The sequence below is a fragment of the Bradyrhizobium sp. genome, assembly GCF_036735945.1.
Taxonomy (GTDB): Bacteria; Pseudomonadota; Alphaproteobacteria; order Rhizobiales; family Xanthobacteraceae; genus Bradyrhizobium.
The window spans coordinates 1-18,666 of record NZ_DAINNI010000098.1; the positions used below are offsets into that span (position 1 = coordinate 1).

Genomic DNA, 18,666 nt, shown 5'->3' on the forward strand with positions numbered 1-18,666 from the left:
CGGGGTTGCGCTTGTGCGGCATCGCCGACGAGCCCTTCTGGCCCTCGGAGAAGAACTCTTCCGCCTCCAGCACCTCGGTGCGCTGCAGATGGCGGATCTCGATGGCGAGACGCTCGACGGAGGAGGCGATCACGCCGAGCGTTGCGAAATACATCGCATGGCGGTCGCGTGGGATGACCTGTGTCGAGACCGGCTCGGGCACCAGCCCCATCGCTTTCGCGACATGTTCTTCGACGCGCGGGTCGATCTGGGCGAAGGTGCCGACGGCGCCGGAGATCGCGCAAGTCGCGACTTCCTTGCGCGCGGCGATCAGCCGATCGCGGGCGCGGGAAAATTCCGCATAGGCGTAGGCGAGCTTGAGCCCGAACGTGACGGGCTCGGCATGGATTCCGTGCGAGCGGCCGATGGTCGGCGTCATCTTGTGCTCGAAGGCGCGCTTCTTCAGCGCGGCCAGAACCTTGTCGATATCTGTCATCAGCAGATCGGCGGCGCGGGTGAGCTGCACGTTGAGGCAGGTGTCGAGCACGTCGGAGGAGGTCATGCCCCGGTGGACGAAGCGCGCCTCGGGGCCGACGATTTCGGCCAGGTGGGTCAGGAAGGCGATGACGTCGTGCCTGGTCTCGCGCTCGATCTCGTCGATCCGCGCCACGTCGAAGGTGGCATCCCTGGCCTTGGCCCAGATCGTCTTCGCCGCCTCCTTCGGGATCACGCCCAATTCCGCCAGCGCATCAGCCGCATGCGCTTCGATCTCGAACCAGATCTTGAAACGGGTCTGCGGCTCCCAGATGGCAGCCATTTCCGGGCGGGTGTAGCGGGGGATCATCGAAAACTCCGGACCAGCAGGGGCGCGCGAAGCTATCCCCGGCCGAGTTGTTTTTTACGACGTATTTTAGCAAATCGTGCCTGATGAGGCCACTACAGGCTGGCCAGCCCGCACTCCACGGCCAGGCGGACAAGCTGGGCGTCGGTGCGCATGCCGGTCTTGGTCTTGATCAGATAGTGGTAGTTCTGAACCGTCTTCATGCTGAGGTTGAGGTTCGCGGCGATCTGTTCCGTGGTCGCGCCGGCTGCGAGTTGCCTCAAGATCTCGATTTCCCGCTCGCCAAGCTGATCGAGCAGCGAGCGTGACGGGGACAGGCTTTCCAGCGCCAGAATGCGGGCGATGTCGTCGCTGATCGCCTGCTCGCCACGGACGATCGCACGGATTGCCCGGACCAACTCGGCGGGGGCGGAGCCCTTGGTGACATAGCCGTTCGCACCGGCATTGAAGGCGGCCTTCACCTGCGCGGCCTCGCTGTGCATCGAGAAGACGAGAATGCGCGTGGTGGAACTGCGCGAGCGGATGTTCCTGCATGCCTCGAGCCCGCTGGCGCCCGGCATCAGGATGTCCATCACCACGACATCGGGAGCGTGCGCCTTGAAGGCGCGGTAGGCGTCGGCCGCGTTGTCGGCCTCGGCCACCACATGGAAATCGTCCTGATGTTCAAGGACGCGCCGATAGCCCTGCCGGACCACGGGATGGTCGTCGACGAGCAGGATCGAGATGCCTTGTGTCGAAGCGCCTTGTGTCGAAGCGCTTTGGGTATCCGGCGCGGTCATCAGGCCGCAAGCGGGATCGTGGCGGCGACGCGCACCCCGCGATTGGCGTCCGCGATCGACAGCGAGCCGCCGAGTGCGGTGATCCTTTCGCGAATCCCGGTCAGGCCGAAGCCGGGGGACGCCGCCACCTTGGCGGCATTACCGCCGCCATCGTCCTCGACATGGACCAGCAGCGCGTTTTCAGCGCCGCTGGTCCGTTCGATCCGGAGCACGATCTCGCGCGCCGAACTGTGCCGCAGCGAATTGGTCAGGCATTCCTGTGCCACCCGGTAGGCGGCCGCTGCGACCGCGCCGCGGACATCTGCGAGATCGCCCTTGAGATCGAGCTGGATCATCGGCTGCGTCGCATTCCGCGAGCGCCAGACGTCGACGAGATCGACGAGGCAGGCCTCCAGCCCGAGTTCCTCGGCGGGCGGATGGCGCAGGCGCTTCAGCGTGTCCCGGAGGCAGGCCATGATGCGGTGGGTGGCTTGCGAGATCATCCGCGCGTCCTTCGCGACCTCGTTCTTGCCGTTCTCCTGTGCGCTGGCGGCCTCGATCGTGTTGGCAAAGGCGAGGATCGCGGTCAGGTTCTGGCCGAACTCGTCGTGCAGTTCGCGAGCCAGCGCGCGTCGTTCGTCGCTGCGGATTTCCAGCAGACGCCGGGTCAGCGCGGCGCGTTCTTCCGTGGCCAGCGCGAGGCGGTCGCCGAGGTCGCCGACGGCTTGCCCGATCATGGCGAGTTCCATCGAGCGGAAGCGCGGCAGCGCGGTCCGGTACTCGCCGCGCGCCATGCGCTGCAGCGCGGTAACGATCTGCCGTGCGGGTGCCAGCGTATGCGCAATTGCCAGCGAAGCGAGGAGGGCGATCGCAACCGCCATCAGCAAAGCGAGGTGGATGTTGTCGAGGACGTGCTGCCAGGCCAGCGCGATCGCGGCATGCGGATCTGGCATGGCCGAGACACTGCCGGCCGTGTCGGCGCGGGTGCTGATCGGCCGGACAGCCGGGGCGTGGGTTCCAAGCACGGTCTCCACGGTGGCCGCGAACCAGCGCGGCGGGGTCTGGCCGATGCCTTTGCTCTGGCCGCAGAGCGGTTGCTCGAACGCGCCGGCGGGCTCGACCCTGATACAGATGCCCGGCGAGATCAGGCCCATGGTTTGAATGGTACGCCATTCCGCAGTTGGCAGAAGCTGCTCGCGCATCCTGCTGCTGCGCAGCAATATTTCACGCCAGTACAGCGCTTCCAGCGCGACCGAGACGCGCTCGGCGGAAGCGGCACTGGCGCGATCGACGCTGCGATAGGCGTCGACCGTTGCCCAGACGGTGGCGGCTCCCAGGCATAGGATGACGATGACGAAGAGGCGGGCGACGAGTTGAAGCACGAGGCGCATGCGATCACTCCGCAGGGTGTCGACGAGCCTAACAGCACCGCCGACCGGTGCCAAATGCAAGCGGGCCGATGGTCGGCTTGGGAAATTTTCCCAGCAAATCCCGGGCATATCTCTTTGGACGGCACTGCTGCGGCTGATCTAACAAGGCCAAAGGATCCGTTCGCCGCTCCGCGCCGTGCGGGCGACGGCCGTCAAGGGAATTGCGCAGCATGAGTGCCACGGCGACCGCCGAAACCGTTTCGTCCCCGGATTCATCGGAGCGCAGCGTTCTCCTGCTGTGGATGGTCTTCACCGGGCTTTCGGTGTTCGCCTGCGTCGTGCTCTGGCGCTACGGCCTGCTGCATCTGATGGTGGTTTCCGACCGCACCTATATTTCGAGCGTGATCGCCGTCCTTTACGTCGTCACCTGCGCCCATTGCTTCTGGCGGAGCCGCGCGATCGCGCGCGAAGGCGAGATCACGCGGCGCTGCCGCGCCATCCTGGCTGCGCCCGGCGGGGCGAGGAGCCTTGATGATGCGCGTGCGCTGCCGGCCGGGCTGGTGCCGGATCACATCCGCAATCTCGTGCAGAAGGCGGAAGCGCAGGGCGAGGGGCGGATCGACCAGTCGCTGCTGTTGCGCTCGCTCGCCGATCGCCTGCGCGGCTCCAACGGCTTTGGCGCGTTCGTCTCGGATACGTTAATGAAGCTCGGCCTGCTCGGCACCATCATCGGCTTCATCATCATGCTGGCGCCGATCGCAACCCTTGATGCCGCCGATAAGGTCGCGATGAAATCCTCCATGGGCCTGATGAGCGACGGCATGGCGGTGGCGATGTACACGACGCTGGCCGGCCTGATCGGCTCGATCCTCGTCAGGATCCAGTACTACATGCTGGATGCCGCGACCCAGCGGGTGTTTTCCGATGCCGTGACGCTGACCGAGACGCACGTCACGCCGGCGCTGGAACGCCGTCATGATGGATGATTTCGGCCTCTATCCGCGCGAGGAGCCGTTCGATCCGCTCGGCGTGATGCTGTTCAAGGCGCTGCAGGTGATCGCGTTCCTGTTCTTCCTGGCGCTGCTCGCGGTCTCGCCGGATGCCAAGGACGGCAAGATCGATTCCAAGGCTGAGTTCATCATCACCATGGACTGGCCTGACAATCACCCCGACGACCTCGACCTGTTCGTGCAGGATCCCGCTGGCAACATCGCCTGGTACCGACGCCGCGAGGCCGGCTTCCTCACGCTCGACCGCGACGACCGCGGCGGCGCCAACGATTTCATCATCGTCAACGGCAAGAAGATTCCGTCGCCGATCCGGGAGGAGATCGTCACCGTGCGCGGCATCGTGCCGGGCGAGTACACCGTCAACGTCTCGCACTTCCAGGCCACCACCGGCCAGCCCGTCGAGGCGAGCGTGAAGGTCCAGAAGCTCAATCCGACCGCGCAGGTGATCTTCGACAACAAGCTGACGGTCGACCACACCGGCCACGAGAAGACCGCGCTGCGCTTCTGGCTCGATGCCGAAGGCAAGGTGGTCGACGTTCAGCAGCGGCACAAATCGCTGATGGAGACGTTCCGTAACGTCCGCTCCAATGGCGCCGACCTCGATCCGAAAACCGGCGTCAGGATGCCGCGCCGTGAGTAGCCTGCAATCCGTCGTCCTCACGCTCTCCATCAGCTACGCGCTGATCGGCGCGCTGCTGCTGGTCGTGCTGGTCTATGCGCGGCTGCCGTGGCAGGCCAAGGCCGTCGCGGTGGTCGTGACCAGCGCATTCTACATCGCGAGCTTCATCGGCGCGCGCGGCCTGCTCGGCTGGGCGACCATCGACCGGCTGCCCGCCAGCTTCAAGCTGCTGCAGGTCCGCATCGTCGAGCCGCATACGCTGGAGGGCGATCGGGGCTCGATCTATCTCTGGGTCGAGATGCTCGATGACGATAACAGGCCGAGCGGCGTGCCGCGGGCCTACCGCCTGGCCTATACCGAGCGCCTCGCGCAGAAATCCGACAAGGCGGCCGGCGAGCTCGCCGCCGGCCGGCCCCAAGGCGGCCGCGCCGCCGATTTTGGCGATGGCGGGGGCAGCCTGCTTCAGGCCGCCCGGGAATACATCAGGCCCGGGGTTATTCTCGACACCTCGGGCGGCGATCCCTCGACCGGCGGAGGATTGGTCGCGGCGCCTCAGGAGGGCGACGGGGTGGCCTTTACGCCGCTGCTACCGCCGCGGATGCCACCTAAGGACGAGCAATGAGCGTTCTCGGCCGCCAAGCGCCGCAGCGAGCCTGTCAATCACGGATTATTGACTGACAGATATTGAAATCTGTCAGCGGGACATGCTATATCCATTGCCGACGCCGGTATTCGGGCGTCACCCGGTTCATCAGGTTTGGAGCCGGGGACTTGCAAAGGACTATCGTTATGGCTGCCCAACTTATTCATCTGGCTACCCAAATTCAGCGCTGGCTCGACCAGAGCGTCGCCCGTCACCTGGCGGCCCAGGCCGAGCGGTTTGAGCCGGCGAAACATTAACCCGATCAGGGGCATTACAAGGGGGATAGGATGACCACCCGTCCGATCGCATCGAAGGTGTGCGCATGAACGAAGTCGTGGTTCTCACTCCCGAGCGGATTCTGGAGGTAACCGAGGACGTTTTGCGTCGCTACGGCTTGGCCAAGGCCACCGTGGTCGATGTCGCGCGTGCGCTCGATGTCAGCCACGGCAGCGTCTACCGCCATTTCCCCAGCAAAGCCTCGCTGCGCGAGGCGGTCGCCAAGCGCTGGCTCGACCGCCTCAGCGCGCCGCTGTTGAAGATCGCGGAAGCTTCCGGCCCGGCGCCGGCGCGGCTCGACAAATGGCTGCGCACGATGTTTTCGATCAAGCACGAGCGGCTCGGCGACGACCCCGAAATGTTTGCGACCTACCTGACGCTGGCCCGCGAGGCCTGCAAGGCCGTGAGCTGCCACAAGGACTGCCTGGTCGATCAGATCGCGCTGATCCTCGCAGACGGCGTCAAGCAGGGCACTTTTGAAGTCGCCGACGTCAAGGTGACGGCACGCGCCATCTTCGACGCCACCAGCCGCTTCCACCATCCGGCCCATGCCGATGAATGGAAGGAGCCGGGCGCCCCGGCCCGCATCGATGCGCTGCTGTCGCTCGTGCTCAGGGGCCTGGAAGCGCAGCGCGGCTGCTGAGATTACCTGCGCTGTTCCTCCGTCTGATTGCAACCCGCAAGCCGACTGTTGTTTGATATCCATCAACGCGCGCGCAGGCACGGGCGCGATGATGGGTAGGGAGACGACGCATTGCGGCTGGCCATCTTTGCCGACATCCATGCCAACCGGCAGGCCTTTGCCGCCTGCCTCGGTTTTGCGCGCGCCCGCGGTGCGGAGCGGCTGATCTGTCTCGGTGATATCGTCGGTTACGGTGCCGATCCGGAATGGGCGGTCGATACCGTGATTGATCTCGTCGACGACGGCGCGGTCGCTGTCATCGGCAACCACGATCATGCGATCGGCACGCCGTCGGAAACCATGAATGCCGAAGCCCAGATCGCGATCGAGTGGACGCGCGGCCGGCTGAGCGTGGTGCAGCGGCGTTTTCTCGCCGGACTGCCGCTGACGCAGCGCGAGGACGATCGCCTCTACGTCCATTCCGAAGCCTCGCATCCGGCGCGGTGGCACTATGTGCGCGGGACGACGGATGCCGCGCGCAGCCTGGAGGCCACCGACGCCCACGTCACCTTCTGCGGGCACATCCATCGTCCCGCGCTCTATTCGATGTCCTCGACGGCGAAGATGACGAGCTTCATTCCGACGGCCGACGTGCCGGTGCAACTGCTTGGCGGCCGGCGCTGGCTCGCCGTTCTCGGCTCGGTCGGCCAGCCGCGCGACGGCAATCCGGCGGCGTCCTTCGTGATGCTCGACACTGTTTCGCGCGAGATCACCTATTGCCGCGTGCCCTATGACGTGGAGGCGGCTGCGAAGCGGATCCTCGCCAACGGCCTGCCGCATTGGCTGGCCGATCGTCTGCTGATCGGGAGGTGAGGCGATGGGCAAGCCTGAAATCGCGCCGGGTACGGAGCTCGACGGCTTCACGATCGGCGACTGCGTCCACCAGGGCGGCATGGCGACGCTGTGGACGGTGACGCATCCCGGCATCCCCGTGCCGCTGTTGATGAAGGTGCCGCGGGTTGCCGAGGGCGAGGATCCGGCGGCCATCGTCTCGTTCGAGATGGAGCAGATGATCCTGCCGCGGCTGGCGGGCGCGCACGTGCCGGGCTGTTTCGGCACCGGCGATTTCGGCCGGCAGGCCTATGTCGTGCTGGAGCGGATTCCCGGCAAGACGCTGTATAGCCGGATCGATGAGCTGCCGATCCCGTACGAAGAGGCGCGGCTGCTGGGCGGCAAGATCGCGACCGCGCTGGCCGACCTGCATCGCCAGAACGTCATCCACCACGACATCAAGCCGAGCAGCATCATGTTCCGCCCGTCAGGCGAATGCGTGCTGATCGATTTCGGCCTGTCGCACCACAACCAGTTGCCGGACCTGTTGCAGGAAGAATTCCGGCTGCCCTACGGCACCGCGCCCTACATGGCGCCGGAGCGGCTGCTCGGCGTGCGCGACGATCCGCGCAGCGACCTGTTTTCGCTCGGCGTGCTCTTGTATTTCTTCACCACCGGCGTGCGCCCGTTCGGCGAGAGCGAAACGCTGCGCGGCATGCGGCGCAGGCTTTGGCGCGATCCCTATCCGCCGCGCAAGCTCCGTCCCGATTATCCGCCATGGCTGCAGGAAATCGTGCTGCACTGCCTGGAGATCGAGCCGGTGTGGCGGCATCCCACGGCGTCGCAACTGGCGTTCGAACTCGCCCATCCCGACCAGGTCAAGCTGACGGCGCGGTCGGAGCGCTTGCAGCGCGACCCGCTCAGCACGGTATGGCGCCGCCGCTTCAACCAGGGTGCGACCGTCCCGAGAGCGAAATCCGACGTCTCGGCGCAACTGGCGTCGGGGCCGACCGTCGTGGTCGCGATCGACACCGAGGAGGGGTCGACCGCGCTCGACGAATGCCTGCGCCGTGCCGCCGCGCAACTGCTCTCGACCTTGCCCTTGGCGCGGCTCGCCTGCCTGAACGTGCTCAAGCTCGGGCGCATCACCATCGACCGGACGCTCGACGAGGAGGGCAACAACAAGCATATCGACCGCATGGTGGCGCTGCGGCACTGGGCGCAGCCGCTGGAACTCGACGAAGGCCGGTTCACGGTCCATGTGCTTCAGGCGATCGATCCCGCCACCGCAATCCTGGAATTCACCCGGGTCAATAACGTCGATCATATCGTGATCGGCGCGCGGCAGAATTCAATGATGCGGACGCTGCTCGGCAGCGTTGCCGGCAAGGTCGCCGCCGAAGCCGCCTGCTCGGTGACGGTGGTGCGGCCGCCGCGATCGGCGGCGGTGCCGCTGCAGGAAGGTGGCTAGGCCGGTTCAGGCGGTGCGTGTACTCACTCGAGGGTTTGGACGGGCGGCGCCTTTGAGCGCGGCGGGTTTGGCGCGGGAGAGCTGGCGACGCGGGCGCTCCGTTCGGCTGGGCCGACGGCCTCCGCCCGCGCGCCGCGCACGCTGTCCTTCGACGATTGCCTTCGGTTTCGGGACGAGCGCGAACCGTCGATTCCCCATGAGCGCGAAATCGAAGGTCCGGCGGTATAGCCGACGAATGCGCCGGCAACGGCCCCGACCGGGCCCAGCACGACGGCGCCGGCCACCGCGCCGAGCGCAGCATCACCGGCGCGCTGCGCGAGCGCGGCCGAGGGCGCGAGGGCCAGGAGCAATGCAGCGGTGGCGAAGGCCTTGATCATATCGGTGTCCCATCCGTGAAAGGCCGGATGCTGGCCTGCCTTTATGGCGAGATGGGTGACGCTTTGTGGCCGGAGCGTGGACTTTCAGGGTTCCGCGGCCCGTCTGTGGCCTGGAATTAGATCGCTTCGCCGCGCGCCAACGCCGCCGCGCCGCGAATCGCCGAAATGTTCGCCTTGTAGGATTCCATGGTGCCGCCCTTGAACACCGCGGAGCCGGCGACCAGTGCATTGGCGCCGGCGGCGGCGAGCTGGCCCGCGACGTCGGGCGCGACGCCGCCGTCGACCTCGATATCGATCGGACGTCCCGCCGTCATCGCCCTGATGTCGCTGACCTTGCCGAGCGCGGACTTGATGAAGGCCTGGCCGCCGAAGCCGGGATTGACCGACATCACCAGCACGAGGTCGATCAGGTCGATGACGTACTCGATCGCGCTCACCGGCGTGCCCGGGTTGAGCGAGACGCCGGCCTTCTTGCCGAGCGCGCGGATCGCCTGCAGCGAGCGATGCAGATGCGGGCCGGCCTCGGCGTGGACGGTGATATGATCGCAGCCGGCCTTTGCGAACGCCTCGAGATAGGGATCGCAGGGCGAGATCATCAGGTGCGCGTCGAAGATCTTCTTCGTATGCGGGCGCATCGCCTTGATGACATCGGGGCCATAGGAAATGTTCGGCACGAAATGCCCGTCCATCACGTCGAGATGGATCCAGTCGGCGCCGGCGGCGTCCACGGCGCGGACTTCCTCGCCGAGCTTGGCAAAATCCGCCGCCAGGATCGACGGCGCAATGACGAGGGGACGCGACGCAAACGGCTGGGACATCGGTGCCTTCCCATAGCTCTTCGAGGGGGCGGAATGGCCCCGCGTAACATGCAGGAGGGCCGGGGGCAATGTGCCGGCCGCGCTCGCCTGTGGGCGGAAAAATCTGCCGTGAGCGGCAGCTATTGCCGGGCTCTGCGCCCGGACGAAAAGTGCGAAAGCCCGATTTCATTGGGTTTTTCTGTGTGGCACGGCGCTTGCTGAGCAATGTGCACGGGATTGTTCGCCGCGCTTCCTGCGGCAGTGTTGGAGTTCCGCCATGTTATTTGCTCTGGGCGCCGCGTCGTCGGCGATCGATGCCCTCAAGGCGCTGACATCGTCGAAGTCGTCTTCGCAAACCAGCGGCGCCGGCCAGACTGCCCAAAATCCGTTCGCCCTTCTATCGTCCAACGCGTCGACTTCGGCCGGCGCGGGAATTGGCTCGGGCAGCGGCGGCGCGCAGATCTCACCGGAAACCATGAGCGCGCTGCTCGACGCGCAAAGCCAGTCCTCGGGCGGAGCGGACGCCGCTTCCAAGAGCCGGCACTCCGCACTGAAGGATCTGTTCGGACAGATCGATGGCGACGGCGACGGCAAGATCAGCAAGGAGGAATTCGAGCAGGCGCTTGGCGCCGGCGGCACCAACCTTGCGAACGCCGACAGCGTGTTCGGCAAGCTCGACAAGGACGGCGATGGCTCGGTCACCCTCAAGGAGCTGGCATCGGCGCTGAAGGGGAAGGGCCATCACCATCACCAGGCGAGCGACGCTTCCGGCAATAACGACGGATCAAATTCCGATCCATTCTCGCAGGCCCTGCAGGGCGCGACCACCACATCCGTTACCAACAGCGATGGTTCGGTGACGACATCGCTGACCTATGCGGACGGCTCGAAGGTGACGATGACATCGGCTGCTTCAGGCGGTTCGTCCAGCGCCGCGACGTCGTCCTACAATTTCATCGAGCAGATGATCCAGCGCCAGGCCAACGCGATTTCGTCCGCGGCCACGGCGTCGGTTTCGATGAGCGCGTGATTGCGAGACCCGGCGAGACCGCTTCGGATTGCGACCTAATCGAAGCGATCGCCCCACGCCGGTAGCGCACCCAGAAAGGGTAGCGCGGTCGCACTGTGAACGCCGCGCGCGATGGCGCGGGCGACCACATTGGCGGCGACCATGCCGAGTTCGGTGAGGCCGAACCGCGGATCGATCGGCTTCCTGCCGGTGGCGGCGGCGTAGACCACGTCGCCATCGGTCGGCGCATGCACGGGGTAGATGGCGCGGGCCATCCCGGTTTGCGCGATCATCGCGAGCCGCTTGGCCTGCGCCTTCGTCAGCACCGCGTCCGTGACGACGACCACCAGCGTGGTGTTCTCGACCGGCGTTGCGTCCGCGCCCCCCTTGAGGCGCGCCCTGAGCATGTCAGGCGTGAACGAGGGCGGCAGGCCGCGCCCGCCAAACTCGTTGCCCTGTTCGAACGGCGCCGCCCAGAACCACGGCCCGTCGCCGACCGTCGCGCTGCCGACCGCATTGACCACGGCCAGCGCTCCGACCATCAACCCGCTCCCGGTTTGCGCGGACGCGGAGCCAAGGCCGCCCTTGAAATTGGCCGTGGTCGCGCCGAAGCCGGCGCCGACGCTGCCGAGCGCGAAATCCGCAGCCGCAGCGCTCGCTGCGGCATAACCGAGATCGCGATAGGGCGGAAAACGACCCCATGCCTTGTTGCCGCCGTTGAGCAGGTCAAAGCAGATCGCCCCCGGCACGATCGGGATCACCGCATCGCGGACGCGAAAGCCGCGGCCCTGTTCGGCAAGCCAGGCCTGCACGCCGCCCCCGGCATCGAGCCCGTGCGCTGACCCGCCTGACAGCGCAAGGCCGTCGATGGCCTCGACCGTGCTTTCGGGCTTGAGCAGGGCGTCCTCGCGGGTGCCGGGGCCGCCACCGCGAACGTCAAGCGACGCGACTGCGGGGGGATCGAAAAGGATCGCGGTAACGCCGGAGGCGAGCGCCGCGTCGTGAGCGTGGCCGACGTGGACGCCGGATATATCGGTGAGCAGGTTTTTCAAGGCCGGTCCGTGACTGCGCGTTCCATCAACGGATATATCAGCCGCCGCCGGCGCTTCAACTGGCAAGCGCGGTCGCGATGCCGGTGTGGCCTGAAATGTACGGTCTTGAGACTATCGCTCCGCGCGCCGCAGACCGTTGCCGTCCACGGCGGCAACATCGCGGCGCGACACCGGATTGGCGGCGAACCGCCGTTGCGACAGCGGCACCGACAGGCGGCAGACGAGGCCTTCGGGACGCCAGTCGAATTCGGCCTGCCCGCCGAGTTGCGATTCGATGCTGGCGATCACGCTTCTGGTTCCGAAACCGCGCGATATCGGCTTCTCGACCGGCGGTCCGCCGCTTTCCACCCATGTAATCCGGAGCAGGTCTTCCTGATCCTCCCAGCTCACCGCGAGCCGGCCCGACAGCGTCGACAGCGCGCCGTACTTCGCCGAATTGGTGACGAGCTCATGCAGGGCCAGCGCGATGGTCTGCGCCGTCGCGGGCTCGAGCCTTACCTCCGGGCCGGAAAGTTCGATCTGCTCGCCGGTGGAATAGGGCGCGAGCTCCTCGTCGATCAGCTTGCGGATCTCGGCGCCTTGCCAGCTCGACAGCGACAGCACGGTGTGCACGCGCGCCAGCGCGTTGATCCGCCCCTCGACCGAACGGATATAGGTCTTGACGTTATCGCCGCGCGTCAGCCGGACGATGGACTGCGCCAGCGCGAGTGCGTTCTTGGCGCGGTGATCGACCTCGCGCGCCAGCAGGTTTTGCCGCTCCTCGGCCTGCTTGCGCTCGGTGATGTCGACGGTGACGCCGCTGACGCGGATGACGCGGCCGCCCCTGTCGGTGCTCGCGGCCGCCGTGCCGGCGCACCAGCGCATCTCGCCGTTGGGGCGGATGATGCGGAATTCGGTTTCGTATGATTTCGCGCCGCGGGCGAAGCTCGCCCACGCATCGTGCAGTTCCTGAACGTCGTCGGGGTGAAACAGCGCCTGGATATTGGCGGGCGTCAGTTCGAACTTGCCGGGGTCGAGGCCGAGGATCTGGTACTGGCCCTCATCCCACATGAAGTCGCCGTTGACCCAGTCCCAGTCCCAGGAGCCCATCTTGCCGGCGGCGATCGCAAGGCTGCGGCGCTGCTCGCTTTCCAGCAGGCGGGCGTGCGATTCCTCGAGCTCGGCGGTGCGGGCGCGAACGCGATCCTCGAGTTCGAGGTTGAGGCGTTCGAGCTGGCGCGTCTTGCGGTAGAGCTCGGCGAACACCTTGATCTTGGCGCGCAGCACCTCGGGCACGACGGGTACCGGAACATAGTCGACCGCGCCCATCTCGTAGCCGCGCAACCGGTCGAGGTCGCTGACCTGGATAGCGGAGATGAAGATCATCGCCGTCTTCTGGAAGCGGGGATGTTCGCGGATCATCGCGGCGAGCTCGAAGCCATCAAGCTCAGGCATGCAGACATCGACCAGGATGATGGCGACGTCGTTCTTGAGCAGGAACTCGAGCGCTTCGCGTCCCGACGAGGCCTTGACCAGATTCTCGCCGAGTTCCTTCAGGATGACTTCATAGGCGAGCAGCTTCGCCGGCTGATCGTCAACCAGAAGGATGTTTACTTTCTCTTGGTCCATCATCTGCTTCCGCACATCAGCGGTGTAACCACATTCGGATCGCGAGCAGCAACTGCTCGGTGTTGACCGGTTTGGCGAGATAGTCCGATGCGCCGGCTTCGAGACATTTCTCGCGGTCGCCCTTCATCGCCTTGGCGGTCAGCGCAATGATCGGCAGGCGGCTGAAGGACGGGTCCTGCCTGATGACGCCAATGGTCTGATATCCGTCCATCTGCGGCATCATGATATCCATCAGGACGATTGCGATATTCGGGGTCGATTCGACCAGCGCGACGGCCTCGTGGCCCGTCGTCGCGGTCAGCACCTTCATACCGCGCCGTTCGAGAACGCTCGACAGCGCGAAGATGTTGCGCGCATCGTCGTCGACGAGAAGCGCGGTCTTGCCAACAAGGTCCTCATCGGAACTGTTGAGCTTTTCGAGCATCCTCTGCTTCTCGACCGGCAATTCCGTGATCACACGGTGTAAAAACAGCGACGTTTCGTCGAGCAGGCGTTCCGGCGATTCGACGCCTTTCACCACGATGCTCCGCGCCATGGTGTGAAGTTCCGCGTCCTCCTCGGCCGAGAGTTCCCGTCCCGTGAACACCACGACCGGCACGTTCGTCAGCGTTTCGTCGTTGCGCAGGCGATCGAGCACCTCGAAGCCGCTCATGTCGGGCAGCCGCAGGTCCAGAACGACGCAGTCGCATGGCTGGTTCCGCAGCGTCGTCAGCGCATCGGCGCCGGTGTCGGCGGTGACGATCTCGATGTCGTCGTGTCCCAGCAGTTCGGTGATGCTCATCTGCTCGGCGGCATCGTCCTCCACGATCAGAAGGCGCTTGCGGCGTGGCTTGGCGTATTCCTTGATCTGCGACAGCGCCGCGCTGACGCCCTCGGTCGTGGTCGGCTTATTGACGAAGGAGAACGCGCCGCGCGCCAGCGCGTGCTGACGGTCTTCGTCGAGCGTGATGATCTGCACCGGAATGTGCCGCGTCAGCGGATTGTGCTTGAGCTGGCTCAGCACCGTCCAGCCGAGCATGTCGGGCAGGAACACGTCGAGCGACACTGCGGCCGGCTGGAACTGCTTTGCGAGTTCGAGCGCTTCGGTGCCGCGGCTCGCCACCAGCACCTTGAAGCCCTTGTCGCGCGCCAGATCGATCAGGACCCGCGCGTAATGCGGATCGTCCTCGACGATCAGCAGGATGGTGTCGCCCGGGGCGAGGTCGAGCCGATCGTCCGGCAATTGCTCGATCGCGCGTTCCTGGCTTGCCGCGACCTGGATCGCCGGCGCGGGCGTGAACGGCGAGGCGGCCGGGATGCGCGGTGCAACGGTCGGGCCGGAATATTTCAGCGGCAGATAGAGCACGAAGCTGCTGCCCTTGCCGGGCGCGCTGCGCAGGTGGATTTCGCCGCCGAGCAGGCTGGCGAGTTCGCGGCTGATGGCAAGGCCGAGCCCGGTGCCGCCATATTTGCGGCTGGTGCCGGCATCCGCCTGCTGGAACGCTTCGAAGATCAGCTTCTGCTTCTCCGTGGGAATGCCGATGCCGGTGTCGGTCACCTCGAAGGCGACGACGGCCGGCGCGTGGTTGAGGATCGGGTGTTCGGCGCCCCAGCCGCCGACCGCGGCCGATACGCTCAGGCTTACGCCGCCTTCCGCGGTGAACTTGAACGCGTTCGACAGCAGGTTCTTCAGGACCTGCTGCAGGCGTTTGGAGTCGGTCACCATGCTGCGCGGCAGGCTCTCGTCGACGCTGATGTTGAACGCGAGGTGGCGGTCGTCGGCTTCATGCCTGAACGGCCGTCCGACGGTCTCCAGCAGGTTCGACGTCAGGATCTCCTCGGCATCGACGGTGACGGTGCCGGATTCGATCTTCGAGAGGTCGAGGATGTCGCTGATCAGGTTGAGCAGGTCGGTGCCGGCGCCGTGGATGGTGCGGGCGAACTCGACCTGTTTCGCCGACAGATTGCCGTCCGGATTTTCGGTGAGCTGCTGGCCGAGGATCAGGATGCTGTTCAGCGGCGTGCGCAGCTCGTGCGACATGTTGGCGAGGAATTCCGACTTGTACTTCGAGGTCAGCGCCAGTTCCGTCGCCTTTTCCTCGAGCGCGCGCCGCGCCTGCTCGATTTCCTGGTTCTTTGCCTCGACCTCGACGTTGCGCTCGGCGAGCTGCTGCGCCTTCTGTTCGAGCTGATCGTTGGTCTGCTGCAGCTCCTTCTGCTGGGTCTGCAATTCGCCGGCAAGCTGCTGCGACTGCTTCAGGAGGCCCTCGGTCTGCATCGTGGCCTCGATCGAGTTGAGCACGATGCCGATGCTGTCGGTCAATTGTTCGAGGAAGGTCATCTGCGACGTCGTGAACGAAGAGATCGAGGAGAGCTCGATCACGGCCTTCACCTGGTTCTCGAACAGCACCGGCAGCACGACGATGTTCCTCGGGATCACGCGGAGCATCGCCGAATTGATCGGCGCTGTATTGTCGGGAATATCTGCGACCAGCCGATGACGCTTGTCCGTGGCGCACTGTCCGACCAGCCCTTCGCCGAATTGCACGACCTGCGGATGCGGATTGGCGGCGTTGCCGGCGTAGGACGAGAGCAGGCGCAATTGCGCATTGTCTGAATTCTCGACCTGGTAGATCACGCCCATATGCGCGTTGATCAGCGGCGCCAGTTCGGTCAGCAGCAGGCGGCCGACGGTGGTGAGGTCGCGCTGGCCCTGCAGCATGTTGGTGAACCGGGCGAGGTTGGTCTTCAGCCAGTCCTGCTCGGTATTGACCTGCGTCGTCAGACGAAGGTTGCCGATCATCGTGTTGATGTTGTCCTTGAGTTCGGCGACTTCGCCGCGGGCGTCGACCTGGATCGAGCGGGTCAGGTCGCCCTTGGTCACGGCGGTGGCGACTTCGGCGATCGAGCGCACCTGCGAGGTCAAATTGGCGGCGAGCAGGTTGACGTTGCCGGTGAGGTCCTTCCAGGTGCCGGCGGCGCCGGGCACGTTGGCCTGGCCGCCAAGCCGTCCCTCGACGCCGACCTCGCGGGCCACGCTGGTCACCTGATCGGCGAAGGTCGCGAGCGTCTCGGTCATGTTGTTGATGGTGTCGGCGAGGGCGGCGACCTCGCCCTTCGATTTCACCGTCAGGTTCTGCTTCAGGTCGCCGTTGGCGACCGCGGTCACGACCTTGACGATGCCGCGGACCTGCTCGGTCAAATTGGCCGCCATGAAGTTGACGGTGTCGGTCAGGTCCTTCCAGGTGCCGGCGACGCCGGGGACTTCGGCCTGGCCGCCGAGCTTGCCCTCGGTACCGACTTCGCGCGCCACGCGCGTCACTTCGCCGGCGAAGGCGTTGAGCTGGTCGACCATCGTGTTGATGGTGTTCTTCAGCTCGAGGATTTCGCCCTTCACGTCGACAGTGATCTTGCGCGACAGGTCACCGCGCGCCACGGCGGTGGTGACCTCGGCGATGTTGCGGACCTGCGTGGTGAGGTTGGCCGCCAGCAGGTTGACGTTGTCGGTGAGGTCCTTCCAGGTCCCGCCGACGCCGGGCACCACGGCCTGGCCGCCGAGCCGGCCCTCGGTGCCGACCTCGCGCGCGACGCGCGTCACCTCGGCGGCGAACGAGCGGAGCTGCTCGACCATCGTGTTGAGGGTGTCCTTCAGCAGCAGGATCTCGCCGCGAACGTCGACCGTGATCTTCTTCGACAGGTCGCCGCCCGCGATCGCGGTCGCGACCTCGGCGATGTTGCGGACCTGCGCCGTCAGGTTCGAGGCCATGAAGTTGACGTTGTCGGTCAGATCCTTCCAGGTGCCGGCGACGCCGGGCACCTGAGCCTGACCGCCGAGCTTGCCTTCGGTGCCGACCTCGCGCGCCACGCGCGTCACTTCGGAGGCGAAGGCGTTGAGCTGGTCCACCATCGTGTTGACGGTGTTCTTCAGCTCGAGGATTTCGCCCTTGACGTCGACCGTGATCTTCTTGGACAGGTCGCCCTTCGCCACGGCGGTGGTGACTTCGGCGATGTTGCGGACCTGGCCGGTCAGGTTGCCGGCCATCGAGTTGACGTTGTCGGTGAGGTCCTTCCAGGTGCCGGCGACGCCGGGCACGTTGGCCTGGCCGCCCAGCCGCCCTTCGGTGCCGACCTCGCGCGCCACGCGGGTCACTTCGCCCGCGAAGCGGTTGAGCTGGTCGACCATCGTGTTCAGCGTTTCCTTGAGCTGCAGGATCTCGCCGCGGACGTCGACCGTGATCTTGCGCGACAGGTCGCCGCCGGCGATCGCGGTCGCGACCTCGGCGATGTTGCGCACCTGAGCGGTGAGGTTGCCGGCCATCGAGTTCACGGAGTCGGTCAGATCCTTCCAGGTGCCGGCGACGCCGGGTACCTCGGCCTGGCCGCCGAGCTTGCCGTCGGTGCCGACCTCGCGCGCCACGCGCGTCACTTCGCCGGCGAAGGCGTTGAGCTGGTCGACCATCGTGTTCAGCGTTTCCTTGAGCTGAAGGATTTCGCCTGAAACGTTGACGGTGATCTTCTTTGACAGGTCGCCCTTGGCCACCGCGGTCGCGACTTCGGCGATGTTGCGGACCTGGGCGGTGAGGTTGCCGGCCATGGAGTTGACGTTGTCGGTGAGGTCCTTCCAGGTGCCGGCGACGCCGCGCACGTTGGCCTGGCCGCCGAGCTTGCCTTCGGTGCCGACCTCGCGGGCCACGCGCGTCACTTCGCCGGCGAAGGCGTTGAGCTGGTCGACCATCGTGTTGATGGTGTCCTTCAGCTCCAGAATTTCGCCGCGCACGTCGACCGTGATCTTCTTCGAAAGGTCGCCATTGGCGACCGCGGTCGTCACCTCGGCGATGTTGCGGACCTGAGCGGTGAGGTTCGACGCCATCGAGTTGACGCTTTCGGTGAGGTCCTTCCAGGTGCCGGCGACGCCGAGCACATTGGCCTGGCCGCCGAGCCGTCCCTCGGTGCCGACTTCGCGCGCCACGCGCGTCACCTCGCCGGCGAAGGCGTTGAGCTGGTCGACCATCGTGTTGAGGGTTTCCTTCAACTGAAGGATTTCACCCGATACGTTCACGGTGATCTTCTTGGAGAGGTCGCCGCCCGCGATCGCGGTGGCGACGTCGGCGATGTTGCGGACCTGCGCCGTGAGGTTGGAGGCCATGAAGTTGACGTTGTCGGTGAGGTCCTTCCAGGTGCCGGCGACGCCGGGCACCTGGGCCTGGCCGCCGAGCTTGCCTTCGGTGCCGACCTCGCGCGCGACGCGGGTCACTTCCGATGCGAACGAGTTGAGCTGGTCGACCATCGTGTTGATGGTGTCCTTCAGCTCCAGGATTTCGCCGCGCACGTCGACCGTGATCTTGCGCGAGAGGTCGCCGCGGGCGACCGCGGTGGTGACGTTGGCGATGTTGCGGACCTGGGCGGTGAGGTTGCCGCACATCG

The 18,666-nt window shown here is 65.9% G+C and carries 16 protein-coding genes; 7 read left to right on the forward strand and 9 right to left on the reverse strand.

Annotated features, from left to right (window positions below; translation table 11 throughout):
• From purB to V7E26_RS23010, 3 genes are all read right to left on the reverse strand, one after another.
• Window positions 1-823: adenylosuccinate lyase (purB, locus tag V7E26_RS23000; RefSeq protein WP_324420559.1), on the reverse strand; the 823-nt coding region annotated here is incomplete at its 3' end.
• 92 nt (window positions 824-915) lie between these two features.
• The gene (locus tag V7E26_RS23005; protein WP_324420561.1) at window positions 916-1,599 is read right to left on the reverse strand and encodes a response regulator transcription factor; all 684 of its coding nucleotides are present in this window, start codon (window positions 1,597-1,599) and stop codon (window positions 916-918) included.
• Window positions 1,599-2,969, reverse strand: a complete 1,371-nt coding sequence (locus tag V7E26_RS23010) for a sensor histidine kinase (RefSeq protein WP_324420563.1) — start codon at window positions 2,967-2,969, stop codon at window positions 1,599-1,601. Before V7E26_RS23010 ends, V7E26_RS23005 begins: the two co-directional genes overlap by 1 nt.
• 209 nt (window positions 2,970-3,178) lie before the next feature.
• Here V7E26_RS23010 and V7E26_RS23015 point away from each other — a divergent pair, with 209 nt between their 5' ends.
• From V7E26_RS23015 to V7E26_RS23025, 3 genes are read left to right on the forward strand one after another with little or no spacing between them, the layout of a single operon-like run.
• On the forward strand, window positions 3,179-3,934 hold the full coding sequence (locus V7E26_RS23015) for a MotA/TolQ/ExbB proton channel family protein (protein ID WP_324420565.1): 756 nt from the start codon (window positions 3,179-3,181) through the stop codon (window positions 3,932-3,934).
• Window positions 3,924-4,598, forward strand: coding sequence for a hypothetical protein (locus V7E26_RS23020; RefSeq protein ID WP_324420567.1), 675 nt, complete (start codon window positions 3,924-3,926; stop codon window positions 4,596-4,598). The genes V7E26_RS23015 and V7E26_RS23020 overlap by 11 nt, the downstream gene beginning before the upstream one ends.
• Window positions 4,591-5,199 carry a hypothetical protein gene (locus tag V7E26_RS23025; protein ID WP_324420569.1) on the forward strand — a complete coding sequence of 203 codons (609 nt, stop codon included), beginning with the start codon at window positions 4,591-4,593 and terminating at the stop codon, window positions 5,197-5,199. The genes V7E26_RS23020 and V7E26_RS23025 overlap by 8 nt, the downstream gene beginning before the upstream one ends.
• A 38-nt stretch (window positions 5,200-5,237) precedes the next feature.
• On the opposite strand, the gene V7E26_RS23030 is transcribed toward V7E26_RS23025, so the two are convergent.
• Window positions 5,238-5,492 carry a hypothetical protein gene (locus tag V7E26_RS23030; RefSeq protein ID WP_324420571.1) on the reverse strand — a complete coding sequence of 85 codons (255 nt, stop codon included), beginning with the start codon at window positions 5,490-5,492 and terminating at the stop codon, window positions 5,238-5,240.
• A gap of 50 nt (window positions 5,493-5,542) precedes the next feature.
• Here V7E26_RS23030 and V7E26_RS23035 point away from each other — a divergent pair, with 50 nt between their 5' ends.
• The 3 genes from V7E26_RS23035 (at window position 5,543) to V7E26_RS23045 (ending at window position 8,420) form a co-directional block, all read left to right on the forward strand.
• A complete protein-coding gene (locus V7E26_RS23035; protein WP_324420573.1) occupies window positions 5,543-6,139 on the forward strand; it encodes a TetR family transcriptional regulator in 597 nt (198 codons plus the stop codon).
• Window positions 6,140-6,250: 111 nt separating this feature from the next.
• Window positions 6,251-6,991: a metallophosphoesterase family protein gene (locus V7E26_RS23040; protein ID WP_324420575.1), complete on the forward strand. Its 741-nt coding sequence runs from the start codon at window positions 6,251-6,253 to the stop codon at window positions 6,989-6,991.
• Window positions 6,992-6,995: 4 nt separating this feature from the next.
• Window positions 6,996-8,420 carry a bifunctional serine/threonine-protein kinase/universal stress protein gene (locus V7E26_RS23045; RefSeq protein ID WP_324420577.1) on the forward strand — a complete coding sequence of 475 codons (1,425 nt, stop codon included), beginning with the start codon at window positions 6,996-6,998 and terminating at the stop codon, window positions 8,418-8,420.
• A 23-nt stretch (window positions 8,421-8,443) separates the two neighbouring features.
• On the opposite strand, the gene V7E26_RS23050 is transcribed toward V7E26_RS23045, so the two are convergent.
• On the reverse strand, window positions 8,444-8,797 hold the full coding sequence (locus V7E26_RS23050) for a hypothetical protein (RefSeq protein WP_324420580.1): 354 nt from the start codon (window positions 8,795-8,797) through the stop codon (window positions 8,444-8,446).
• Window positions 8,798-8,913: 116 nt separating this feature from the next.
• Window positions 8,914-9,615: a ribulose-phosphate 3-epimerase gene (gene rpe, locus V7E26_RS23055; protein WP_324420582.1), complete on the reverse strand. Its 702-nt coding sequence runs from the start codon at window positions 9,613-9,615 to the stop codon at window positions 8,914-8,916.
• 256 nt (window positions 9,616-9,871) lie between these two features.
• Between rpe and V7E26_RS23060 the strand changes: the two genes are divergently transcribed.
• The gene (locus V7E26_RS23060) at window positions 9,872-10,624 is read left to right on the forward strand and encodes an EF-hand domain-containing protein (protein WP_324420584.1); all 753 of its coding nucleotides are present in this window, start codon (window positions 9,872-9,874) and stop codon (window positions 10,622-10,624) included.
• Between the two features lie 35 nt (window positions 10,625-10,659).
• Here V7E26_RS23060 and V7E26_RS23065 read toward each other — a convergent pair whose 3' ends face one another.
• From V7E26_RS23065 to V7E26_RS23075, 3 genes are all read right to left on the reverse strand, one after another.
• Entirely contained in the window at window positions 10,660-11,655 is a 996-nt protein-coding gene (locus tag V7E26_RS23065; RefSeq protein ID WP_324420586.1) for a P1 family peptidase, read from the reverse strand.
• A gap of 111 nt (window positions 11,656-11,766) precedes the next feature.
• Window positions 11,767-13,263: an HWE histidine kinase domain-containing protein gene (locus tag V7E26_RS23070; RefSeq protein ID WP_324420588.1), complete on the reverse strand. Its 1,497-nt coding sequence runs from the start codon at window positions 13,261-13,263 to the stop codon at window positions 11,767-11,769.
• A 16-nt stretch (window positions 13,264-13,279) separates the two neighbouring features.
• Window positions 13,280-18,666, reverse strand: a 5,387-nt coding sequence (locus V7E26_RS23075; protein WP_324420590.1) for a HAMP domain-containing protein, incomplete at its 5' end; no start/stop codon positions are given.

Bases quoted from the DNA above. Each gene is read 5' to 3' on its own strand.
- V7E26_RS23010 (WP_324420563.1), bottom strand. From the start codon at position 2,969: ATGCGCCTCGTGCTTCAACTCGTCGCCCGCCTCTTCGTCATCGTCATC.
- V7E26_RS23050 (WP_324420580.1), bottom strand. From the start codon at position 8,797: ATGATCAAGGCCTTCGCCACCGCTGCATTGCTCCTGGCCCTCGCGCCC.
- rpe (WP_324420582.1), bottom strand. From the start codon at position 9,615: ATGTCCCAGCCGTTTGCGTCGCGTCCCCTCGTCATTGCGCCGTCGATC.
- V7E26_RS23070 (WP_324420588.1), bottom strand. From the start codon at position 13,263: ATGGACCAAGAGAAAGTAAACATCCTTCTGGTTGACGATCAGCCGGCG.
- V7E26_RS23005 (WP_324420561.1), bottom strand. From the start codon at position 1,599: ATGACCGCGCCGGATACCCAAAGCGCTTCGACACAAGGCGCTTCGACA.
- V7E26_RS23035 (WP_324420573.1), top strand. From the start codon at position 5,543: ATGAACGAAGTCGTGGTTCTCACTCCCGAGCGGATTCTGGAGGTAACC.
- V7E26_RS23015 (WP_324420565.1), top strand. From the start codon at position 3,179: ATGAGTGCCACGGCGACCGCCGAAACCGTTTCGTCCCCGGATTCATCG.
- V7E26_RS23060 (WP_324420584.1), top strand. From the start codon at position 9,872: ATGTTATTTGCTCTGGGCGCCGCGTCGTCGGCGATCGATGCCCTCAAG.
- V7E26_RS23030 (WP_324420571.1), bottom strand. From the start codon at position 5,492: ATGCCCCTGATCGGGTTAATGTTTCGCCGGCTCAAACCGCTCGGCCTG.
- V7E26_RS23020 (WP_324420567.1), top strand. From the start codon at position 3,924: ATGATGGATGATTTCGGCCTCTATCCGCGCGAGGAGCCGTTCGATCCG.
- V7E26_RS23045 (WP_324420577.1), top strand. From the start codon at position 6,996: ATGGGCAAGCCTGAAATCGCGCCGGGTACGGAGCTCGACGGCTTCACG.